The following is a 20169-nucleotide window of genomic DNA, read 5'->3' on the forward strand; positions in this document are numbered from 1 at the left end:
GCATTTAAACAACGTTGCGTAGCGAGTGCTGAAGTTGGCTTGAGCGGCGGTTTCAACGACTCGGAATCGGGTAAGAGGATCATTAGCGAGCGTGATTTCTACAGGGGGTTTGAGGCCGGTGCTATAGCGCCCGAGGCGCTTCTATGTAACGTCCGTCAGGGGGCGTTCATCGTACTGCACCTGTGGATCAGGGCAGGTTTTCTATGTTCGACAGAGGCAGCGGTCTCTGTCGAACGCGAATTATTCTTTAGCTGAAATTCCGACCGAGCGTTTGTTGTAGCACAAATTTCCTGGGGACCAGGCTTGCGGGCAACTCGCGAAGCCTGGGTAGCTACTCGCCAGTGCCAGAGATAACTTAGTGCAGTCCTATGCGCTGAAATTCTCCATCAATCGCTGCTGCTGATCCGCCAGGCTGTTCAGTGCCCGACTGATCTTGGCCGACTCCTCGGCCTGCTGAGCCAGGGAAGCGGTGACATCGCGAATGGCAGAGACATTCCTGTTCACTTCCTCGGAGACGGCACTTTGTTCTTCAGCTGCGCTGGCGATCTGGAGGTTCATGTCTCCAATCACGTCGATGCCACTGCTGACCTTTTGCAATGCTCTGGTCGCATCCTCAACATGCTGAACACTTGAGCCAGCGCGCTGGTGGCTGGTCTGCATCGACTCAACCACTGCGCGAGTTTCGCTTTGAAGGCTCTGGATAACGCCCTGGATTTCGCTAACCGATTCCTGGGTGCGCTTGGCCAGGTGTCTCACTTCGTCAGCGACCACCGCGAAGCCGCGACCACTCTCTCCAGCGCGAGCTGCTTCAATGGCTGCGTTCAATGCCAGCAGGTTTGTTTGCTCCGCCACTGAACGGATGACGTCCAGAACACTTCCGATACGCGCGCTGCTGCCAGAGAGCGCTTCAACTTGCTCCATTGCCAGGTTCATTTCACCGGCCAGCAAAGTGATTGACTCGTTGGTGCGTTCGATCACGTGCATGCAGGATCGAGCCGCCTGCTCTACGTCTTGGGCGGCATCCGCAGCAAGAGCTGCACTACGTGCCACGTCCGATGCTGTAGCGCTCATCTCATGGGCTGCGGTTGCAACCTGATCGACCTCTCTGAACTGGTGCTGCATCCCTGCACTGGCCTCGCTGGATATCTTCGCGGCCTGGTCCGCGGTGGCTCGCGTATCCGAGACAGACGCGCTCACTTCCGCGATGACAGGCTGAAGCTTGTCGAGGAATCGGTTGAACCACGAAGCCAACGTACCCATCTCGTCCTGGCGCCCGTATTGGAGTCGGTGGGTGAGGTTTCCATCACCGTTGGCGAATTCCTCCAGCATGTGTGCGACTTGAAGGATGGGGCGCGTGATGCTCTTGGCCAGTATCCACATGACCATCATCCCCAGTGCTGCAACTATCGCCCCGAGGCCGATCTGGGACAGGATGGTGGAGCGATTTGCCTTGGTGAGTGTTTCTTGTAATGCAAGGGCAGGGGCCAGCAGAACGGACTCTGGCACCTCAATCATCACTCCCCAGTGACTAGCACCTGGGATCGGGGCAAACGGTGTAACGACGCCCAGCTCGTCCCCATCCTCCAGGAGAGTGGGATTGCTTCCAGGTAGCGCGGCGACAATTTTCGCGCCTCGGTCAGGTTCCTTCAGGGATATTGGTTTGCCTAATCCGTTCTTCCCCGCGCTCTGGCCTGCAACCGTGCCGTTGGAGCTGATGAAACTGAGGTGGCCGTGCCCTTCGTAAAGCGTGCTTGCTGCGTCTTCGGCGAGCTGCTGCAAGCTCTCCAGCGTCAGATCGAGGCTCACGACACCGACCAGTTTGTCTCCGTCCAGCAAAGGTATTGCGATGCTCGACATCAGAGTGTCAACGCCATTGAGTGGGTAGCTGTATGGCTCAATCAAGCAGCTGCGCCTGCTCTTCTGCGGGCATACGAACCAAGTGTTGGCGGGGTTTCCGTTGTCCTGGAGATCCTTTTCTCCAATCGAAAAGTCTTCGACGTGAGACACGTAAACCGCAAAGCGCCCACTGTCATTACCGCGCTCCATTCCTTGCTCGATGAAGCGCGAGTCCTGGCCATCGAGCGCGTCCGGATTGAAAGCAAGTGCAATCCCCAGGATCTCGAGGTTCCCGTGCACCTGTGCCTTCAAGAACCGAAAGAGGTCCTCACGGAGAATCGCCGGGTCCGTTCCTCTGCTAATGGCTTGCTGCCGGAATGCCAGGATCTGATTGGAGACGGTGTTGGCGAACATGTAGCTGGTACTGAATCGCTCACTGACTCGTACCGCTTGGTGGCGGCCGGCCTCGCGTAGAAACTCCATGGCGTCTTCCTTCAACGTGCTGGAGCTGGCCGCATGGACTTGGTTGGCAAGGTCTTGTATGCGTTGGATGGAGAAACAGACCAGGCCGAGAACCACAGCAAGCAGGCAGCATCCCGCCAATGCGACTGTCTTGATCTGAATGGATAGGCGATGGGGCATGCCGGGCCTCGCGTGAGCTATTGTTATGAATTTGTGTAAACGATTACGTTATTTGAGCCCTTTTGCAATGCCTTGTGAGGTCCAACCGCATCCGCAATGGGGAAATGTATCTCTAACGCGCTGCACGTCGGACCCAGCACTTTGGTCGTGCACACCGCACGCAGACTGCTTTGAGCGCGCTTTGACGAAAGGAATTGACAGCCGGGCTTGGATTTGGGAAATTGTCGGTGTCCTGTAAACGATTACATTGCTCGCACAACGATCAACAGAATGTGGGGTAGAAACACATGAACTGGATCGCTGATCGAAAACGTGAGGGCAGCAGGGCGGCGACGCTCATCAATTTTTAGCGACTCGTCGCTGGGTTGCATGAGCGTCACTTTGTTTTGACAAGGCTTTGCGGCAACTGAGTTGGATGTCGAAGTTTCGTCACCTCTTACCCGCTTCACACTGGCGGGTTTTTTTATTCGGTTACTGATTCGAGCAGGTGAGTCATGGGTCAATGGGTCGCGATCAGGCAGGAAGAGCAGAATGTCTTTTCCGGCTACCTGGCTGTGCCACCGAAGGGGTATGGCCCGGGCCTCCTGCTGCTTCAGGAGATATGGGGGGTCAACCCTCACATTCGCAGCCTGGCTGACCAATATGCAGCGGATGGCTATGTCGTTCTTGCCCCTGACGTATTCTGGCGGCAGCAGAATCGTGTGGCTCTGGAATACAGCCAGGTCGGAACAGAACAAGCCTATCGGCACTACGGGGCACTGGATTTTGCCCAGACGGCACAAGACCTCGCGTCTGCAATCGAGCATCTATCCGCTTACCCGATAGTGCAGGGAGGGATAGGCGCCATGGGCTTCTGTCTCGGGGGGCGCCTCGCCTTTCTACTGGGGGCTGATCCTCGGCTTTCGGCTGTTGTGTCGTATTACGGCAGCGGGCTTGGCAACCACCTGGACCTCATCCCTGACCTCAAATGCCCGCTGCTTTTCCACTTTGCAGGAGAAGATCATCTGATTCCGTTGAGTGAAGTGGATGCGCTGATGCCGAAGATTCAGGCGTCAGTCGAGGCGTCGAATCACATCTACGACGGGCAGAAACACGGATTCAACTGTCCTGAGCGAGCAAGCTACTCCCAGCGTTCGGCTGCGTTAGCCAAAGCGAGAACCCTGGAGTTTCTCTCTCGTCACCTGTGACGGATCCATTGAGTTGTGTTTCGGCCGCCATCTGACTAGTTCGGGTTGGCGCGGTTAGTTCTTTGCGTGGTGCTGAGATGAATGCTGCTGTCGATGTGAGGGTAAACGCGCGGATCCTGGCGATCCTTTCCATCTGCGCCACGGCATTCTTCTTGGCCAGTCATGATGCACTCGCCAAGCGGTTGACTATGGAGTACCCCATCGCGCTTATGGTCTGGGTGCGTTATCTGGTGCATTTCCTGGTCATGGGAGTGACCGCTGCGCAGTCTGGTGGGGCGCGAGCCTTTCACTCGGGCTGCTACCACCTGCACTTCATGCGTGCGGCGTGCCTGGTTGCTCTGAGCTTCTGTTTCATCTTTGGCCTTCGCTTCATTCCTCTGGCGGAGGCCACTGCGGTCAACTTCCTGTCGCCCATGTTCGTGCTGATGCTGACGGTGATGTTCTTCTCGGAGCGGGTTCAGGGGAAGCAATGGTTCTCGGTGATTCTGGGGCTCGCTGGGGTTTTGCTGATCGTTCGACCCGGGGGGGAACTGTTCACTCCTGCCATCCTTCTTCCATGCGCAGCTGCCGCATTCTTCAGCGTCTATCAGGTGCTCACGCGAGTTGCCGGCAAGGTAGACAGCCCCACCACCTCGAATCTGATGGTTGGTCTTATTGGGCTGCTGATCAGTTCGGTGCTTTTGCCGTTCTTCTGGGTGGTCCCAACTGGTGAAGGTCTGGCACTGATGATCCTGCTGGGTCTCATGGGGACCGCAGCTCATCTATTCCTCGCGCATGCATACAAGCTGTCGAGCCCTGCGCTCCTTGCGCCGTTCAGCTATGCGCAGATCCTTTTCGCCGGATTGCTGGGCTTCATTTTCTACGGCCATATCCCAGATATCGGCGCCATCGTCGGCATGGTGCTGATTGTCGTCGGCGGCCTGCTCGCAGCGATTCGTTTCAAATAGTTGAAAGAGGAGGGCTGTCGAGATGCTCCTGAATGGCATCACCTGGCTGGTGATTTTTCAGATCCTGGGCTCCGGCCTGAGCGCAGTTTTTCTGCCCTTCGTGCCGGGGCCGATCATTGGGCTCGTATTGCTCCTCGCTTACTTCCAATGGTCGGGTGGCATCGAGGAGTCGCTGGAGACTGCCTCCACCAGCTTGCTCAAGTACATGCCGCTGCTGCTGGTGCCGGCAGCAACAGGAGTGATGGCCTATTTCCAGGTCATCGAGAAACAGCTCTGGCCAATCGTTGGAACCTTGGTCCTGTCGTTGCTGCCTTCGATGTACTTCGCGGGCTGGCTGATGCAGCGCTTGATCAAACGCCAGCAGCCTGGTGAGGAGGAAAGAAATGAACGCTGATATCGGAAAGGGCTGGTCCTTGGTCATTCATCATCCGTTGTTTGGTCTCGGGATGACTCTGCTGGCGTTTCAGATCGCTCTGAAGATCAACCAGCGGACTGGGCTGGTGTTCCTTCAGCCGGTCCTCGTGTCCGGGGCGCTCATCGTGTGCATGCTGTATGCGCTGGGAATCGACTATGCGGAATACCGAGACAGCGTGTCGATGATCTCCGTCCTGCTCGGTCCCGCAACGGTTGCTCTGGCGGTGCCGCTCTATCAGAACCTCAAACGCATCCGTCAGCTGTTCTGGCCGATCCTGCTGACGCTGTCCATCGGCGGAACATTTACCACAGTGATCGCACTTCTTTTGGGTGAGGTCTTTGGAGTCGACCATTCGATGCTGATGACGCTGGCGCCAAAATCCGTTACTTCTCCGATAGCCATGCTCGTGGCCGAACAGGTCGGAGGTGTAGCAGCGCTGGCGGCGGTTTTTGTCTTGATTACCGGCATCATCGGCGCAGTGGTGGGGCCGTTCTTGCTGCGTCGGCTGCGGATCGATCATCCGGCTGCCGTTGGCATGGCGCTTGGGCTGACGGCGCACGCTGTGGGGACTGCCAGAGCATTGCAGGAGGGCAGGGAAACTGGAGCCTTCGCTGCGCTGGCTATGAGCCTGATGGGCGTATCCACTGCGGTACTGCTGCCCATGGTGATCAATTTCTTCGGGTAAAGAGGGCCACCACCGTGGTGGGAGTGCCTGTCTCCACTCTGATTGTGCGCCTGTGAGAGTCCTGGTCCCGATTCGTGCCCCGGCATTGGTAGTGCTCGGGGACATTGGTCGGGTCTGGCATGAAGTCTGCTTGTAAACGTTTTCTGTTGATTGGGATCCGGTTACCGCCGATCACCAGGAACTCGTGAGTGACAAGCGGTACATAGCTAGTGTTGCAAGTGTTGCTGTAATCGTTTACAAAATAGTTAACGGCTCCCAAGCTTGCTCCATTCCAAAAACAATTCCTTCGGGAGAAAAACGTGCGTGATATCTACGGTCGGGCTGCCCTCAAAGCCTATGATTACGTGGTTGTGGGTTCGGGCTCTGCGGGCAGCGTGATGGCTGCCAGGTTGGCCGAGGAGCAGGGCGTAAAGGTCCTGCTGCTGGAGGCTGGCCCTTCCGACCAGAGCCTTTACATCCGGATGCCGGCAGCGCTCGGTTTCCCGCTGATGAACGACCGGTTCAACTGGTACATGCACTCCGAGCCCGAGAAGGAACTGGGTAATCGCACCATCTATGAGGCCCGTGGCCGCGTGCTGGGTGGTTCGTCGAGCATCAACGGCATGAACTGGGTGCGTGGCAACCCCTGGGACTACGACAACTGGGGGGCGATGGGGCTGGACGGCTGGAGCTACGCCGAATGCCTGCCGTACTTCCGCAAGGCCGAAAGCTTCGACAAGGGTTCGAACACCTATCGCGGCGGAAATGGCCCGATGAAGGTGGAGACCTGTAAAGCGGAGAACCCGCTGTACCACGCCTTCCTCGAAGCTGGTGTGCAGGCTGGCCACCAGCGTGTTGACGACCACAATGGTTTTCGCCAGGAAGGGGTGCACATCACCCAGCGCAATATCCACAAGGGGATCCGCTGGAGCACTTCCCAGGCCTACCTGCACGCCAATCCGGACCGTGAGCGCCTGCATGTCTGCGACCGGGCCCAGGTTACCCGTATCGAGTTCGCTGGCCGTCGCGCAGTTCGCGTGCATCTGCACTGGGCCGGTGAGCCCCACACTATAGAAATCGGCCGTGAGATCATCCTCTGCGCCGGCGCACTGCACTCGCCGCACCTGCTGATGCTGTCGGGTGTTGGCGAAGCCAGCCATTTGGAAGAGAAGGGCATCAAGGTCGTTGCCGATCTTCCTGGCGTAGGCAAGGGCATGAAGGATCATATCGCAGCGCCAGTGCAGTACCGCGCCACCCAGAATGTGTCGATTGCTAAGGATCTGACACTGCTGGGCAAGGCGAAGCTCGGTCTGATGTGGCAGTTGTTTAAGAAGGGACTGGGCGCGACCAACTTCTTCGAGGTCGGCGCCTTCATTCGCACCGACGAGTCGATCAAGGTGCCGAACGTCCAGTTCGAGTTCATTCCGATGCTGGGTGAGTTCCAGCATGGCAGTGTGAAACTGGAGAACGGCTTCCAGTACTTCTTCAGTCTGATGCGCCCGACCAGCACTGGTCAGGTTTGGCTTGGCAGTGCCAATCCGCTGGAAGCGCCGAAGTTCAACTTCAACTTCCTCTCCACTGTCGAGGATCAGCGCGAAGCGATTGCCGCCGTAAAAGCCATCCGCCACGTCGTTTCCCAGCCGGCCTGGGATCCGTATCGCGGTGAGGAAGTCACTCCCGGTGCAGCGACCCAGTCGGATGCTCAAATCCTGGAAATGCTGCGTCAGAGCGCTGGTACCAACTACCACCCCAGCTGCTCTTGCCGCATGGGGGTAGACGATCTCAGCGTGGTGAATGCCTGGGGACAGGTGCACGAAACTGACAACGTGCGTGTTGTCGATGCCTCGATCATGCCCGAGATCGTCAGCGGCAACCTGAACGCCCCCGTCATCATGATGGCGGAGAAGATCGCCGACCACGTGCGAGGACGTCCGCAACTCAAGCGTGAGAACGCTGACTACTACCGAGTGGCCTGACGGCACGGCCGCAAGCATGGCCGGGTACTTCGAACGGTGTACCCGGCCAGCAGAACAAGAATCAAAGCGTTCGGAGGTGATGATGTTTTACGCCAAGGTACTGAGAAAGGCACGGGTGGCGACGTCCGCCGTGTTCTTCGCCAACGGCATGCTGCTGGCAATCTGGGCCACCAACATTCCTGGCATGAAGCAGGCGCTTGAGCTGACCGACCAGGAGTTGGGATTTGCCCTGGGAGCGTTTGCCGCAGGCACCATGCTGACCATGGCACTCGCCGGCACCCTGGTTACACGTCTGGGTAGCCGGAATGCACTGATGCTGGGTGGGCTGCTGGTGTCCCTGGTGCTGCCGCTTTCGGCGGTGGCACGTACGGCCCTTGGGTTCGCCTTGGCGATCTTCTCGCTGGGTGTTGTCAACAGCGTCCTGGACGTGGCGATGAATACCCATGGCTCCATCATCGAAGCTGAGCGTAAGAAATCGATGATGGCGTCGTTTCATGCCGTGTTCAGCTTCGGCGGTCTGGCGGGCGCTTCGACGGTGGCTACTTTGCTGGCCGATGCGTTCGGCCCTGTGCAGTGCCTGATTCTGGCTGCGGCTGTCATGGCTGGAGTGACCATTCTTGCAGCGCCGTTCCTTGGCAACCTGACTCCGGTTCCAAGCGAGAACCAGGAGCCGGTCCGGAACTTCGCCTGGCCGAATCGGGCGCTGCTGTGCATCGCCGCGTTGACGTTCCTGGCTCTGTTCATCGAGCGCACGGTCATCGACTGGAGTTCGCTCTACCTGACCGACGTCAGCCATGCGAGTGGCAGCATCGCGGCCTTTGCCTTCGGTGCTTTCAGTTTGGCGATGGCCATCGGGCGACTGCTGGGTGACTTCCTGATTCGTCGATTTGGCGCCCGGGTAGTTCTTGGCTGTTCCGGTGCCCTTGGTGGAGCAGGGCTGGGCATCGCGATTCTGGTGCCGGTTCCGATGGTTTCCATCACCGGTTTCATCCTGGTCGGCATCGGCCTCTCGAACATGATTCCGCTGTTGTATAGCCGTGCCAGCCGGGCGTACCCCGGTGCGCCAGGTCTTGGCCTGGCCATGAATGGCACGTTGGGTTACCTGGGATTCCTGATGGCTCCACCCATCATCGGCTACACCTCCGGGCTGTTCGGCTTGCAAGCCGCAATGCTGATTCCGGTTGCTGCGTTCATTGCTCTGACCGTGAGCAACCTGCGCAGTGGTCGTCCAAAGAGAGAACACCCCGTAGATCGATTCGTGCCCGTGCATTTGTGAGAAGACCTGTCGGAGGTTTCGTTCGGCCTGAAATGAAAACGTTTTCCAAAAGCCATGCCAACGCCCCGACTCCCCAAACCAATTCATCCCACGAGGAGAACCAAAATGTCCGATTCGACCAATACCGCCGTTCCCGCCGACAAGGGCACCGTTTACTACTTCAATCGCGAGACCGAAGTGAGTTACTGGCAGCCCAAGCCGGCCAATGGTTACGTGACCGTCTGCGTCTCGCCCACCATGATCAAAATGGAGCGTGACTTTGCGATGGGGACTCAGCTGTTGCCGCCGGGCGGTCGTGTTCGCGAACACGCTCATCCGGCCAACGAGGAGATCATTCACGTGATGTCCGGCACCGGTACCGCCACAGTCGATGGCGTGGAATACAAGATGGAGCCGGGTGCGACCTTCTTCCTGGGCAAGCACAACTCCCACACCTTCCTGAACGACGGCGACACCGATCTGCACTGGGTCTGGTTCATGACCCCGAGCGGCCTGGAAACCTTCTTCCGTGACATCGGCCGGCCGCGCAAAGACGGCGATGCCACGCCTGAGCCTTTCGAGCGTCCGACCAACATCGCCCAGATCGAAAGCAGCGATAACGGCGTATTCACCTACACCAAGAACTAAGAGAGCGAAGCGACATGGCAATTGAAGTCTTCGCCCTCGAAAGCGGACATGGGCATCCCGTCGTGCTGGTCTCGGGACTGGGTGGTCAGGCTTCCTTCTGGAAGCCGGTCATGGAACGCCTTGAGCAGTCCCACCACGTAATCACCTTCGACCATCCAGGTGTCGGCGGTAGCTCGCTGTCTGGGCGTCCGACCATCCCTGGCATCGTTGAAGCTGTGCTTCATGTGCTGGAGCAGAAGGGGATTGAGCGTGCTCATTTCGTGGGTCACTCGACCGGATCGCTGGTGGTGCAAACGCTCGCGCTCGATTTTCCGGAACGGGTCGAAAGCATTGTTCTGAGCAGCGGCTGGGCTCGACCCGACAAGCGCTTCGAAGACTTCTTTGCCTATCGCAAGCTGGTTCTGAATCGCCTCGGGGGCACCGCTTACACCGCTCTGACGCGGCTGGCGGCGTACCCCTCGGAATGGTACGGCGAGAACTTCGCTACCGAGGAGGCGCTGGATTTCGATGCGCCCTCCCCGGTCGACGTCGACATGGTGCTCGCCCGTATCGACATGCTGCTGTCCTACAACCGTCTGGATGAGCTGCATCGCATTAGTGCCAAGACCCTCGTCGTAGGCGCTGAAGATGACTACGTCATCCCTTACCACCACTCCCGCGAACTGGCTCGCCGCATCCCCGGTGCGCAGCTTGTGGAACTGAGCGGTGGGCATTTCTCACCCGTTACGCGCACCGATGATTTCGTGTCGCTCTTACGCAATTTCTGGGAGTCACTCGCATGAGCACTCAACACATTTCTCGCGTCGGCATCATTGGCCTGGGCGCGATGGGCAAGCGGGTTCTGACTGCCTTGCAGAACGATCATCTGCCGCAAGCATCCTTCGCTGCGATTGACCACGCCGTCCACAGCGATGAATTCATCCAGGCGCACCGTCTGGAAGTCTTCACCGATGTGCAGGGCCTGATTGACTGGCGTCCGGACATCGTTGTCGAGTGCGCGGGTCACTCTGCTGTCACCGGTCCGGTATTGGAGATCCTGCGAGCCGGTATCGACGTAGTCATCGCATCCATCGGCGCTCTAGCTGACAAGCAAATCAACGCTGCCTTGGACCAGGCCGCTCACGACGGTGAGTCCCGACTGATTCTGGTGTCCGGCGCTATCGGTGGTCTGGACGCGCTGCGCTCGGCTCGCTCGGCCGGTCTGGAAGCGGTCGTTTACGTCGGCCGCAAGCCGCCGCGGGCTTGGGCTGGTTCCCCGGCCGAGGAAGAGTTCGATCTCAGCAAAATTACTGAGCCCACCACCATCTTCCGCGGAACCGCAGCAGAGGCATCCATTCGTTTTCCGAAGAATGCCAACGTCACTGCCGCGGTGGCGCTCTCCGGCGTCGGCTTCGAGAACACCCAGGTCGAGTTGGTTGCTGACCCCGGCGTCGATCGCAATGTGCATGAGGTTCAAGCCTCCGGTGCATTTGGCGAACTGAGCATTCGTCTGGCTAACAACCCGCTCCCCGACAATCCCCGCACCTCTTGGCTGGCTGCTCTGAGCATCGAAGAAGCCGTCGCCAAACAACTCCACTGCCTGGTTTTCTAAGGAGCACTCATCATGAAACTGCAAAACAAAGTTGCCCTGATCACTGGTGCAGGTGCGGGTATCGGTGAAGCCACGGCCATTCTCTTTGCCCAACAGGGCGCCAAGGTTGTCGTGGCTGACAAGAACTATGCCCTCGCGCAGGCTGTCGCCGAACGTATCGGTGAGAACGCCTTCGCGCTGGAAGTGGACGTTGCCAAGGCCGAGCAGGCTAAAGCCATGGTGGAAAAGGCCGTTGAGCATTTCGGCGGCCTGGACATCTTGGTGAACAACGCCGGCTTCGGCACCCTGGGCACTGTGGTGACCCTGGAAGAGGACACCTGGGACCAGGTGGTCGATGTGAACCTGAAGGGTGTGTTCCTCTGCTCGAAGTACGCGATTCCGGAGATCGTCCGTCGCGGCGGTGGCGCCGTGGTGAACCTGGCTTCGACCATCTCCGTGGTCGGTATCAAGGACCGCGCCGCCTATGTCGCCGCCAAGGGTGGCGTTGCCGCACTGACCCGCGCGATGGCCCTGGATCATGCCCTGGAAGGCGTGCGGGTCAATAGCGTAGCCCCCGGTGTAATCGCCTCCAGCTACTACGACCGCATGTTCGAGCAGGTAGCGGACCCGGTGGCTTTCAAGAAGGGCCTGGAAGCGCGCTCGCCGCTGAACAAGATGGGTGAGCCGACCGACATCGCCAACATGATCCTGTTCCTCGCCTCCGACGATTCGAGCTTCGCCACCGGTGCGATGTTCACCGTCGATGGCGGCTACACCGCCTGGTAAGCCGAAATGATTCATGAACTACGAGAGTACCGGATTCAGCCTGAGGCTTGGCCGGTTTACTGGAAGCTCTTCAACCAGGTGTGCATGCCAATTCGCGGTGACGAGTTTGGTCGGCTGCGCGGAATGTGGACGGAGATGGACAGCCGCCAGGTGCGCTTCTTTCATCTCTGGGAATACGCTTCGCTGGATGATCGGACGCGTCTGCGAATGGCACTACTGGACAAGCCGGGTTGGCGCGATTCGTTCCTGGCCAAAGCAGCACCGCAGATCCATAAGCAGCATCTGCGGGTGCTGAATCCGCTACGGGTGGCGGAAGATCTGATGTCGCAGGACGACGAGGTCCACCTCATTCGCTATGGCTGTGAAGTTGGCCGAGCCAACGAGTTCCGTCAGCGGTTGGAAGAGTCTGGTATCGAGGCTTATGCGCTGTGGGGTATGGAGTTCCCTGACCCGAACCAAGTGGTCGTGCTGACATCGAAGGGGGATTTTGCTCTATCGGCAGATGCCGAATCCTGCCTGCAATGCACCGAGGTCACTCGGCTCAAGCCTCTCGCCCTAGAGAGAGGCTGATATCGGTACTCTGCCTCAAGACTGGGGCAGAGGTACCCAAGTCAAAGCGGCGCGCCCTAGAGGCGCGCCGTTTTGCTTTCAGAGTCAGTCGGAAGAGGTGTCCGCAGGCGCTTGAACTAGAGAAGAAGGAACTGAGCCGTCGCCAGAGCGGTGCTCTGGACTTTCGGCCTAACAGCCGCAGCGAGACAGGTTCTTTGCGAGGTAGTCGGTGACGGTCAGTGGGTCCGGGCTGGCCATGATCGAGAACATCAAATACCGATGTCGTCGTGGAAGGCGCTTGGCACAGCGTTGAGCGGTAGCCCTGATTGCGTCCGCATTGTCGTGGATGTGGGCGGCAAGCAGCAGAGCAAGGATGGCATCTCTGACGTTCATGGCGCTCTCGCAAATCGTCGGTAATGGAGCTTGTTGTGACTGCAATGATAACGTTTACATTGAGATTCCCCAACTACCCTTGAGCGGTTCTCCTGGGCTCTTACTCTTCTGATTCTCCCTTTCGACACCGCGCCAAATCACGGCGACCCTGGCGGGTAACGGCTCTATTCTGGGGTATCCAGCCATCGATGAGTTTGCCCGAAGATGGTGTAACCGTTGGCTTTAAGGCTACCGTTTCTCCCCAGTCGCATGCGTTACCGCCGGTGACAGGCGCCGCTTCTCCAGTTCATCGCCCCTCTGTGCAATCGCCTGACAGCCCTAGGTTGTGCCGCTTTCCTACTCTGTGGCCCAATCCTTGCTGTGATGAAAACGTTTACAATAAATGGAGGTAATCGTTACCAGACGGCACAGAAAGCAGATGCGTAGAACACAACAGAAAAACGCAACGCACGTACTCAGATTTGGGACTTCCGTCTCTCGATTTATCTACAGGGGAAATCCATGAAATTTCAGGCCAAGGTTCATGCTCTCGTAATCGCATGCGCAGTATCTGCAAGTGGAAGTTCTGCATTTGCAGACAAGCTGGACGACATCATTTCCGCCGGAGAGTTGAAATGTGGCGTCATGCTGGACTACCCGCCGAATGGATTCCGCGATACCAATAACAAGCCGGCTGGTTACGATGTGGAGTATTGCCAGGACATGGCAAAGGCTCTCGGGGTGGAGCCGAACATCGTGGAGACTTCGTCTCCGGACCGGATTCCCGCGCTTATCTCGAATCGTGTCGATATCTCTATCGCCAGTGCAACCATTACACTCGAACGCGCCAAGACCATCGCTTTTTCGCAACCTTATTCGAGTTACAGCTTCGTTGTGATGGCGAGGAAGGACTCGGGCATAAATTCGTTCGAGGATTTGAAGGGTAAGAAGGTCGGCAGCGTTAAAGGGGCGGCAGAAGATATTCTGTTCCAAGAGTACTTCAAGCAGTGGAACGATCCCCAGGGTAAGTATCTAACCCTCACCAACGATAGTGATCGAAACCTTGCCCTGGCCCAAGGAAAGATCGAAGCGTTCATTGTCAATATTCAGGCTGCCAATGAACTGCAAAAGCTTCCTCAGTATGCCGATTTCCATACCTGCTGTGATGCTCCATTCCCGAAAGACACGGTGGGCATCATGGTGGGGCGGCAGGATGAGTCGCTGCTCCGTTGGATAAACCTCTTTGTCCACAATCAGGAGCAGAGTGGGCGATATGCAGAACTCTACAAGAAGTGGTACTCGGCTACTGCGCCACAACTGAGCAAGTACTGATTGGAAGGCGGCCTTCGTGGCCGCCTTTTTTGTTGGGAGGGGACATATGCTGAACTACAACTTTCAATGGAATCCTGTGCTGAAGTCCATGCCGGATCTTCTGGATGGCTTGCTCATGACGGTTGAGTTGACCCTGATTTCGTTCTTGCTGGGGATCGTCATTTCCTTCCTCCTGGCTTGGGCGAAACAATCGGGAGTTAAAGGCGTCAGGTGCATCGCAAGCAGCTGGATCGAGATCGCCCGCAACACTCCATGTCTGTTTCAGATCTACATGGCGTACTTCGGCCTGGGTGCATTTGGCATCGACGTTGATTCCTATGCCGCCGTACTGGGTGCCATTGCTTTCAACACCGCAGGGTACATGGCGGAAATCGTGCGCGGTGGCTTGCGAGGGATCGATCCGAGGCAGCGCCGGGCTGCCGCTGCTCTGGGGATGAATCGATGGCAGACGTTCCGTCACATCATCCTTCCGCAGCTTGTGCCGCTGATTGCTCCGGCAACCAGCAATCAACTGATCTGGAGTTTGCTGAATACCTCTTTGGGAATGGTCGTCGGGTTGCAAGAGCTTACCGGCGCAACCTATGCCGCCCAATCGCTCACATTCAGATCATTCGAGTTCTTCATTGTTGCGGCGGTGGCTTACTACGTTCTGGTGAAGGCCGTGCTGCTCGTGACAAATCTTTCTTCTTGGATGCTGTTTAGAAAGAGGAATGCATGATGGGGTCTGCGATGTTCTCCAGCCTACAGATCAGTGATCTGTACTTCATCTTGGATGGCGCGCTAAAGACCGTCTGGCTTGCCGCCTTCGTGATCGTTGTTGGTACCCTGATCGGCTTCTTGATGGGCTGGCTGCGATCTATCTCGAAGATCATCAACCTGCTGCTGTCTCCGATAGTTGACCTCTCTCGGTCAATTCCTCTGATTATCCAGCTAATTGTCACTAACTCTGCTCTGGCAATTCTGGGGAGTCCGGTTAGTCCCTTTGTGTGTAGTGGCGTGGTGCTCTCTCTGTATATGGCTGCTTACTGTTCAGAAATCTACAAGGGTGGATTCGAGGCAGTGCCGTCAAAGCTTCAGAGAGCAGCACGGTCTCTGGGAATGTCCTATATACAGAGCTTTCGCCATATCACTGTGCCGATCATGTTACAAAACACATTTCCAGCCTGGGTTGGAATCATGTTGGGCGTGCTGAAAGACACCTCTCTGGCGGCAGTGATTGGCTACATCGAACTACTCAGATCCTCTCAGATTGTCATTACCAGAACCCAGGAGCCTTTAATCATTCTCTTGGGGGTTGGATTGTTCTACTTCGTGATCTGCTATCCGGTATCGCGTTACAGCCAGAAACTTGAAGAAGGATTCCAGAAATGATTGAGATCAAGAATGTCCAGAAGTCCTTTGGCGATGTCAGTATCCTCAAGGGTATCGATATGACAGTTCAGAAGGGTGAGGTCGTTTCGATCATTGGGCCCAGCGGTTCCGGAAAATCGACCCTCCTTCAGTGCCTGAACGCGTTGGAGCCAATCAACAGTGGCAGCATTGTCGTCGATGGCACGGATGTCTTCTCGAAGAAGACGGATCTGAATGCTCTTCGGACAACCATCGGAATCGTTTTCCAGCAATACAACATCTTTCCGCACCTGTCGGTTCTGGAGAACACTGCCCTGGCTCTTAAGGTCGTGCAGAAGGTACCGAAGCAGGAGGCGGAACAGCGTGCCTATGACCAACTCGTGAAAGTGGGGCTTGGCGCGAAGGCGAAGATGTCGCCCACGCAGTTGTCCGGGGGCCAACAGCAGCGCCTGGCTATCGCGCGGGCGTTGGCGATGCGCCCGCGGTACATGCTCTTTGACGAGGTGACCTCGGCGCTCGATCCGGAGCTGGTTCGGGAAGTGCTGGACACGTTGCGCATGCTGTCGGAGGAGGGCATGACGATGGTCCTGGTCACCCACGAAATCGCATTCGCCAGAGAGGTGTCCAGTCGCGTTGCATTCTTCGATGCTGGCCTCATCGCTGAGATCGGCGAGCCGCGCCAGGTCATCGATGCCCCCTTGAACGAGCGGACGCGGCAGTTCCTCGCGAAGCAGATCCACTGACGTTCGACGCTCAGTGGTCGTACGGGGTGTGCCGCTGCCAGCGGCACACCTTTCCTGGCTCCAGAAAGGTGCGTATTCCCCCGAGCTGCACCGTTTCTTTTCACCCTGCACCAGGCGGAAAAGAAACATGCCCTGTTACAGATTTATACAGGGTACCGCGCGTCGATCACTCCCTTTCTACTCCGACCTACGACCGTCCAGGGCTGGAAACCAGGCCAGACACGCTCTGATGGCCACTTGGCGTGAGGAAGTCTACGGGTGGCATGAATACTGCCTGTAAACCTTTACATTGAGATTGAGAGACGGGCTGCTGAATCAGCGCGATTTCCTCCGATGCACCGCCTCTGGAATGGGGGTTGTGGAGGGGGTCAGGCTGCTAGGGAGCTGGTCTGAGCAGAATTGTCCGTTTAACCTCACTTCGAAATGTAAACCTTTACATTGGCTTGTTGAAAAACTTCAAAAAACTGCTCTAGCTAATAAGAGCGTCATCAAGACGGTGGATCACGCCTTGCAATCGGTGTGGATCCCGCAAGAGGTAAGTCATGGACATCGAGAAAAGAAGCATCGAGTTCGTTCCCCACTCAGAGCGCTATGGGCATCCGCGGCGGCTGTTCACGATCTGGTTCAGTGCAAACATGCAGGTCACCACGCTGGTGGTGGGTACGCTGGGTATCGTCGCTGGGCTGAGTTTGATCTGGACCTGTATTGCGCTGGTTCTGGGTTGTGTGATCGGCACTGTGTTCATGGCCGCGCACTCCACCCAGGGGCCACATCTGGGGATCCCGCAGATGATCCAGAGCCGGGCGCAATTCGGCGTCCTGGGGGCTGGCTTCCCCTTGCTGATCAACTACCTGGCGTTTGTGCTCTTCACTGCGGCCAACGGTGTGGTGATGCGGGATTCCGTCCAGGCGTTCCTGGATGTAGGCGATAACACGGCCATCATTCTGTTTGGCGTGGTGTCCTTCATCGTGGGCTTTATCGGCTATGAGCTGATTCACCGTCTCGGCGCGTTGATGTCGGCGCTATCCGGGATCATCTTCCTGATTGTTGCCGGGCTGGCTCTTCAGCAACCTCTGCCGGCGGGGGCGATGGATGTCTCTCAAGGATTCACCTTGGCTGCCTTCGCCCTAACCGTTACTCAGGCTGCGTCGTGGACACTGGGCTTCGGTCCTTATGTGGCTGACTATTCTCGTTATCTTCCAGCCAATATCTCCAGCCGTCAGACCTTCTGGTTTAGCTACATCGGCAACCTGCTCGGCGCGGGCCTGGTCATGCTGCTGGGTGCGCTGCTGGCCGTCCTGATCAAGGACGTCACCTCTGATCCGGGGACTGCGATTGGTAGCTTCTTCGGCCCTTGGTCAAAAGTGGCAATGGTGATCGTGGTGCTCGGTGTGTTGGAGATCAACTCGCTGAACCTGTACAGCGCCTACATGTCCTTCATGACCATGTTCACCGGCATGCGCGGTATGACGCGAATCAGCCGCAAGACCAAGTTCATCGCGATGGGCCTCACCGCAATTGCTGCGACCTGGATCGCCACCGCTACCCAGTACAATTTCTTCGCCTATTTCTCTGACATCCTGATTGCCCAGGTCTACTTCCTGGTGCCCTGGAGTTCGATCAACCTCGCGGACTTCTACCTGGTCCGCAAAGGCAAGTACTCGGTGGACGCCATGTACGACGTGAACGGCGAGTACGGCAAGTACAGCTGGTCCACCATGGCGATCTTCATGATCGGCGTCCTCTCCACTGTGCCGTTCATGGACCTGTCGTTCTATCACAGCTACTTCGCTCAGATGATCGGTACCGACATCAGTTGGATCCCGGCCTTGATCGTTCCGGGCGGGCTGTACTACCTGTACAACCGCAATCGCTTTCAGTCGAAAAGCCCGAATATGACCCTGCAAAAGGCTGCCTGACCTTCACGCCTATCCCTGATGTGAAAGAGCCCGCGCTTAATGCGCGGGCTCTTTTTTAGTGGCTGGCCAGCAGTTGGAAAGGGCTGGGTGTTGGCTCGGCGGAGCTGGCCCTTGCGTATGTCAAATCGCGTGGCTGGACTGGCGAATGATCAGTTGCGTACCCAGCAGGGCAGGCTTGATCTCCGTTCCGTTCTTGAGGTGTGCAAGAAGCGCTTCAGCGCTCAACTGGCCCATTTCCGTGGCCGGTATGGCCAGAGTCGTCAGTGGCGGGTCCAGATATTCGGCGAACTCAAGGTTGTCATAGCCAACAACGGTCATGCGCTTGGGTACGTCGACACCGAGTTTCTTGCAGGCAGAAAGGACGCCAAAGGCAATGACATCACTGTTGCAGATGACCGCGGTGACTTCCGGCTTCTCCATATGGATCCGTCGCATCGTGGTATCGCCGAACTCTATGCTGTAACCCGCAGTGCTTTCATAGATGGCATGGGTACAGCCGCCCGATGAATCGTTCAGCGTTTCGACGAAAGCTTTGACCCGGGCCTGCTGCCGGTCATTGCCCTGGATTGGCCCGGTCAGCATGGCCATATGGCGATGTCCCAGGCCATGTAGGTACTGGACGAGTTGCTGAGTCGCGATGTAGTTGTCGAAGCCGATGAAGGGAAATTCTTTCCCTTCAAAGTAGGAATACGTGCAGATGACCGGCATCCGGTACTCCTTGAGGTACTTGGTCAGCTCCGGATCCGCGATGTCCCCAACCACGAGCAGGCCCTCGGCGCCGCGCTCAACCAGCAACCTTACTTTCTCGTAGATGGTCCTGGAGTCGAATCCGCAGGACAGGACGTGTACCACGTAGCCGTACTGCGCCAGCTTGGCTTGGAAGCTGTTGATCATCTTGGCGTAGATGGCGTGATCGAGCGTAGGGATGATGGCGCCAATCACATTGGTCTTGCGCGAGCGCAGTGCCTTGGCCGCCGAATTTGGCGTATAGCCCATCTTCCTGGCGACTTCGAGGACCTTTTCGCGAACGTCATCCCTCACGTGGTGCGGGAGGTTGAAGCTTCGCGACACCGTAGCAACTGACACGCCAGCTGCCTTGGCTACGTCGATAACGTTTACGCGAGATGGCGACTTCTTGGTGGTACTCACGAATCCCTGGGCCTCTATGGATGTCAGGATGACGGGGATGGCTAGCGCCAACTGCTCTCGAAATACGCCACTCAACTGGGCATCTGACGGTAGTTTCGGCCCTATGGGAGGGGAGGGAAATCCCGCGCCCGTTCGGTGCTCTGCTCTCCACAAGCCGCAAAGCTAGAGGCTTAGCCTAGTGTTCTGACCTTAAATTCACAAGGGGGCAGTAGTCCGGTTGGTAGTCGGGTGTAGTCAGAATTCGTGGGTTGGATGGGCTGATTTTCTGTAGGCATGGTCTGGTTGTTTTTCGACCACTGCTTCCGGAACCCTACTAACTGTTAGGTAAGATTTATTTCTTAAAAATTAATCGCTTACCAGATTTAACTTTTTTCGAGTTTTTTGTGCAGAGCGTGTCAGCCTACAGGAGGCCACGCGCTAACGACTGGCGGTGAAAGCTTCCGGGCAAGGTAAGAGCGGTGGTAATTTCAGGCGTTTTTACGTGCTGGTCTCGATCAGATACTGGGGCTACAGCTCTGACATCTGAGGCAGAAGAGAGGATGGGTCACAGGCAAGCTCGTTGGCGATCCGATATAGCTTTTCGACGGTAATGTTTACTTCACCCCGCTCGATCCGTCCCATGTAGCTGCGGTCGATACTGCAGGCCAGCGCTAGAGCATCTTGCGAAATCCGGGAGGCCTTCCTCTGTGCCCGGATGCGTCCCCCTAACGCTTTCGCCAAGTTGTCCATGACCGTCTCAATTTCACTTGAGGCGGAACTATCGTGCGTTTGCGGACGAACAGGCCACGGATTATAATCCGTATTTCTTTCGCGTTAACTCTTGTGGTTC

The 20169-nt window shown here is 57.1% G+C and carries 19 protein-coding genes; 16 read left to right on the top strand and 3 right to left on the bottom strand.

Translation table 11 applies throughout. The features are described from left to right. Positions 1–366: 366 nt before the first annotated feature. The gene (locus TQ98_RS12805) at positions 367–2478 is read right to left on the bottom strand and encodes a methyl-accepting chemotaxis protein (RefSeq protein ID WP_044870864.1); all 2112 of its coding nucleotides are present in this window, start codon (positions 2476–2478) and stop codon (positions 367–369) included. A gap of 494 nt (positions 2479–2972) precedes the next feature. Here TQ98_RS12805 and TQ98_RS12810 point away from each other — a divergent pair, with 494 nt between their 5' ends. From TQ98_RS12810 to TQ98_RS12890, 16 genes are all read left to right on the top strand, one after another. Continuing rightward, a complete protein-coding gene (locus tag TQ98_RS12810) occupies positions 2973–3665 on the top strand; it encodes a dienelactone hydrolase family protein (protein WP_044870865.1) in 693 nt (230 codons plus the stop codon). A 77-nt stretch (positions 3666–3742) separates the two neighbouring features. Continuing rightward, entirely contained in the window at positions 3743–4612 is an 870-nt protein-coding gene (locus TQ98_RS12815; RefSeq protein ID WP_052659148.1) for a DMT family transporter, read from the top strand. A 22-nt stretch (positions 4613–4634) separates the two neighbouring features. Next, positions 4635–5006 carry a CidA/LrgA family protein gene (locus tag TQ98_RS12820; RefSeq protein ID WP_044870866.1) on the top strand — a complete coding sequence of 124 codons (372 nt, stop codon included), beginning with the start codon at positions 4635–4637 and terminating at the stop codon, positions 5004–5006. Continuing rightward, positions 4996–5712, top strand: a complete 717-nt coding sequence (locus TQ98_RS12825) for an LrgB family protein (RefSeq protein WP_044870867.1) — start codon at positions 4996–4998, stop codon at positions 5710–5712. The genes TQ98_RS12820 and TQ98_RS12825 overlap by 11 nt, the downstream gene beginning before the upstream one ends. 299 nt (positions 5713–6011) lie before the next feature. Then, positions 6012–7667, top strand: coding sequence for a choline dehydrogenase (locus TQ98_RS12830; RefSeq protein ID WP_197708596.1), 1656 nt, complete (start codon positions 6012–6014; stop codon positions 7665–7667). An 82-nt stretch (positions 7668–7749) separates the two neighbouring features. Beyond that, entirely contained in the window at positions 7750–8943 is a 1194-nt protein-coding gene (locus TQ98_RS12835) for an MFS transporter (protein ID WP_052659150.1), read from the top strand. Between the two features lie 105 nt (positions 8944–9048). Continuing rightward, positions 9049–9570 (top strand): cupin domain-containing protein, encoded by a 522-nt coding sequence (locus tag TQ98_RS12840; RefSeq protein WP_103102952.1) that lies wholly within the window; start codon positions 9049–9051, stop codon positions 9568–9570. Between the two features lie 14 nt (positions 9571–9584). Further along, positions 9585–10352 carry an alpha/beta hydrolase gene (locus tag TQ98_RS12845; RefSeq protein WP_044870868.1) on the top strand — a complete coding sequence of 256 codons (768 nt, stop codon included), beginning with the start codon at positions 9585–9587 and terminating at the stop codon, positions 10350–10352. Next, on the top strand, positions 10349–11161 hold the full coding sequence (locus tag TQ98_RS12850; protein WP_044870869.1) for an aspartate dehydrogenase: 813 nt from the start codon (positions 10349–10351) through the stop codon (positions 11159–11161). Before TQ98_RS12845 ends, TQ98_RS12850 begins: the two co-directional genes overlap by 4 nt. 12 nt (positions 11162–11173) lie before the next feature. Next, a complete protein-coding gene (locus tag TQ98_RS12855) occupies positions 11174–11926 on the top strand; it encodes an SDR family oxidoreductase (protein WP_103102953.1) in 753 nt (250 codons plus the stop codon). Positions 11927–11932: 6 nt separating this feature from the next. After that, complete coding sequence (locus TQ98_RS12860; protein WP_044870086.1) at positions 11933–12496, top strand: NIPSNAP family protein; 564 nt, start codon at positions 11933–11935, stop codon at positions 12494–12496. 873 nt (positions 12497–13369) lie between these two features. After that, positions 13370–14179 (top strand): transporter substrate-binding domain-containing protein, encoded by an 810-nt coding sequence (locus TQ98_RS12870; protein ID WP_044870087.1) that lies wholly within the window; start codon positions 13370–13372, stop codon positions 14177–14179. 46 nt (positions 14180–14225) lie between these two features. Next, positions 14226–14897: an amino acid ABC transporter permease gene (locus TQ98_RS12875; RefSeq protein WP_242443111.1), complete on the top strand. Its 672-nt coding sequence runs from the start codon at positions 14226–14228 to the stop codon at positions 14895–14897. After that, on the top strand, positions 14894–15550 hold the full coding sequence (locus TQ98_RS12880; protein WP_044870088.1) for an amino acid ABC transporter permease: 657 nt from the start codon (positions 14894–14896) through the stop codon (positions 15548–15550). Before TQ98_RS12875 ends, TQ98_RS12880 begins: the two co-directional genes overlap by 4 nt. After that, positions 15547–16272: an amino acid ABC transporter ATP-binding protein gene (locus TQ98_RS12885; protein WP_044870089.1), complete on the top strand. Its 726-nt coding sequence runs from the start codon at positions 15547–15549 to the stop codon at positions 16270–16272. The genes TQ98_RS12880 and TQ98_RS12885 overlap by 4 nt, the downstream gene beginning before the upstream one ends. Positions 16273–16814: 542 nt before the next feature. Then, entirely contained in the window at positions 16815–18191 is a 1377-nt protein-coding gene (locus TQ98_RS12890; RefSeq protein ID WP_044870090.1) for a cytosine permease, read from the top strand. Positions 18192–18311: 120 nt separating this feature from the next. Here TQ98_RS12890 and TQ98_RS12895 read toward each other — a convergent pair whose 3' ends face one another. Then, a complete protein-coding gene (locus TQ98_RS12895; protein WP_044870146.1) occupies positions 18312–19340 on the bottom strand; it encodes a LacI family DNA-binding transcriptional regulator in 1029 nt (342 codons plus the stop codon). Between the two features lie 507 nt (positions 19341–19847). Continuing rightward, positions 19848–20069 carry a helix-turn-helix transcriptional regulator gene (locus TQ98_RS12900; RefSeq protein WP_044870091.1) on the bottom strand — a complete coding sequence of 74 codons (222 nt, stop codon included), beginning with the start codon at positions 20067–20069 and terminating at the stop codon, positions 19848–19850. Positions 20070–20169: the final 100 nt, after the last annotated feature.

Source organism: Pseudomonas sp. LFM046 (genome assembly GCF_000949385.2).
GTDB lineage: Bacteria > Pseudomonadota > Gammaproteobacteria > Pseudomonadales > Pseudomonadaceae > Metapseudomonas.

What these genes read in the sequence shown, in the direction of transcription:
- TQ98_RS12805 (WP_044870864.1), bottom strand. Translation starts at nt 2,478, where the DNA reads ATGCCCCATCGCCTATCCATTCAGATCAAGACAGTCGCATTGGCGGGA.
- TQ98_RS12810 (WP_044870865.1), top strand. Translation starts at nt 2,973, where the DNA reads ATGGGTCAATGGGTCGCGATCAGGCAGGAAGAGCAGAATGTCTTTTCC.
- TQ98_RS12815 (WP_052659148.1), top strand. Translation starts at nt 3,743, where the DNA reads ATGAATGCTGCTGTCGATGTGAGGGTAAACGCGCGGATCCTGGCGATC.
- TQ98_RS12820 (WP_044870866.1), top strand. Translation starts at nt 4,635, where the DNA reads ATGCTCCTGAATGGCATCACCTGGCTGGTGATTTTTCAGATCCTGGGC.
- TQ98_RS12825 (WP_044870867.1), top strand. Translation starts at nt 4,996, where the DNA reads ATGAACGCTGATATCGGAAAGGGCTGGTCCTTGGTCATTCATCATCCG.
- TQ98_RS12835 (WP_052659150.1), top strand. Translation starts at nt 7,750, where the DNA reads ATGTTTTACGCCAAGGTACTGAGAAAGGCACGGGTGGCGACGTCCGCC.
- TQ98_RS12840 (WP_103102952.1), top strand. Translation starts at nt 9,049, where the DNA reads ATGTCCGATTCGACCAATACCGCCGTTCCCGCCGACAAGGGCACCGTT.
- TQ98_RS12845 (WP_044870868.1), top strand. Translation starts at nt 9,585, where the DNA reads ATGGCAATTGAAGTCTTCGCCCTCGAAAGCGGACATGGGCATCCCGTC.
- TQ98_RS12850 (WP_044870869.1), top strand. Translation starts at nt 10,349, where the DNA reads ATGAGCACTCAACACATTTCTCGCGTCGGCATCATTGGCCTGGGCGCG.
- TQ98_RS12855 (WP_103102953.1), top strand. Translation starts at nt 11,174, where the DNA reads ATGAAACTGCAAAACAAAGTTGCCCTGATCACTGGTGCAGGTGCGGGT.
- TQ98_RS12860 (WP_044870086.1), top strand. Translation starts at nt 11,933, where the DNA reads ATGATTCATGAACTACGAGAGTACCGGATTCAGCCTGAGGCTTGGCCG.
- TQ98_RS12870 (WP_044870087.1), top strand. Translation starts at nt 13,370, where the DNA reads ATGAAATTTCAGGCCAAGGTTCATGCTCTCGTAATCGCATGCGCAGTA.
- TQ98_RS12875 (WP_242443111.1), top strand. Translation starts at nt 14,226, where the DNA reads ATGCTGAACTACAACTTTCAATGGAATCCTGTGCTGAAGTCCATGCCG.
- TQ98_RS12880 (WP_044870088.1), top strand. Translation starts at nt 14,894, where the DNA reads ATGATGGGGTCTGCGATGTTCTCCAGCCTACAGATCAGTGATCTGTAC.
- TQ98_RS12885 (WP_044870089.1), top strand. Translation starts at nt 15,547, where the DNA reads ATGATTGAGATCAAGAATGTCCAGAAGTCCTTTGGCGATGTCAGTATC.
- TQ98_RS12890 (WP_044870090.1), top strand. Translation starts at nt 16,815, where the DNA reads ATGGACATCGAGAAAAGAAGCATCGAGTTCGTTCCCCACTCAGAGCGC.
- TQ98_RS12900 (WP_044870091.1), bottom strand. Translation starts at nt 20,069, where the DNA reads ATGGACAACTTGGCGAAAGCGTTAGGGGGACGCATCCGGGCACAGAGG.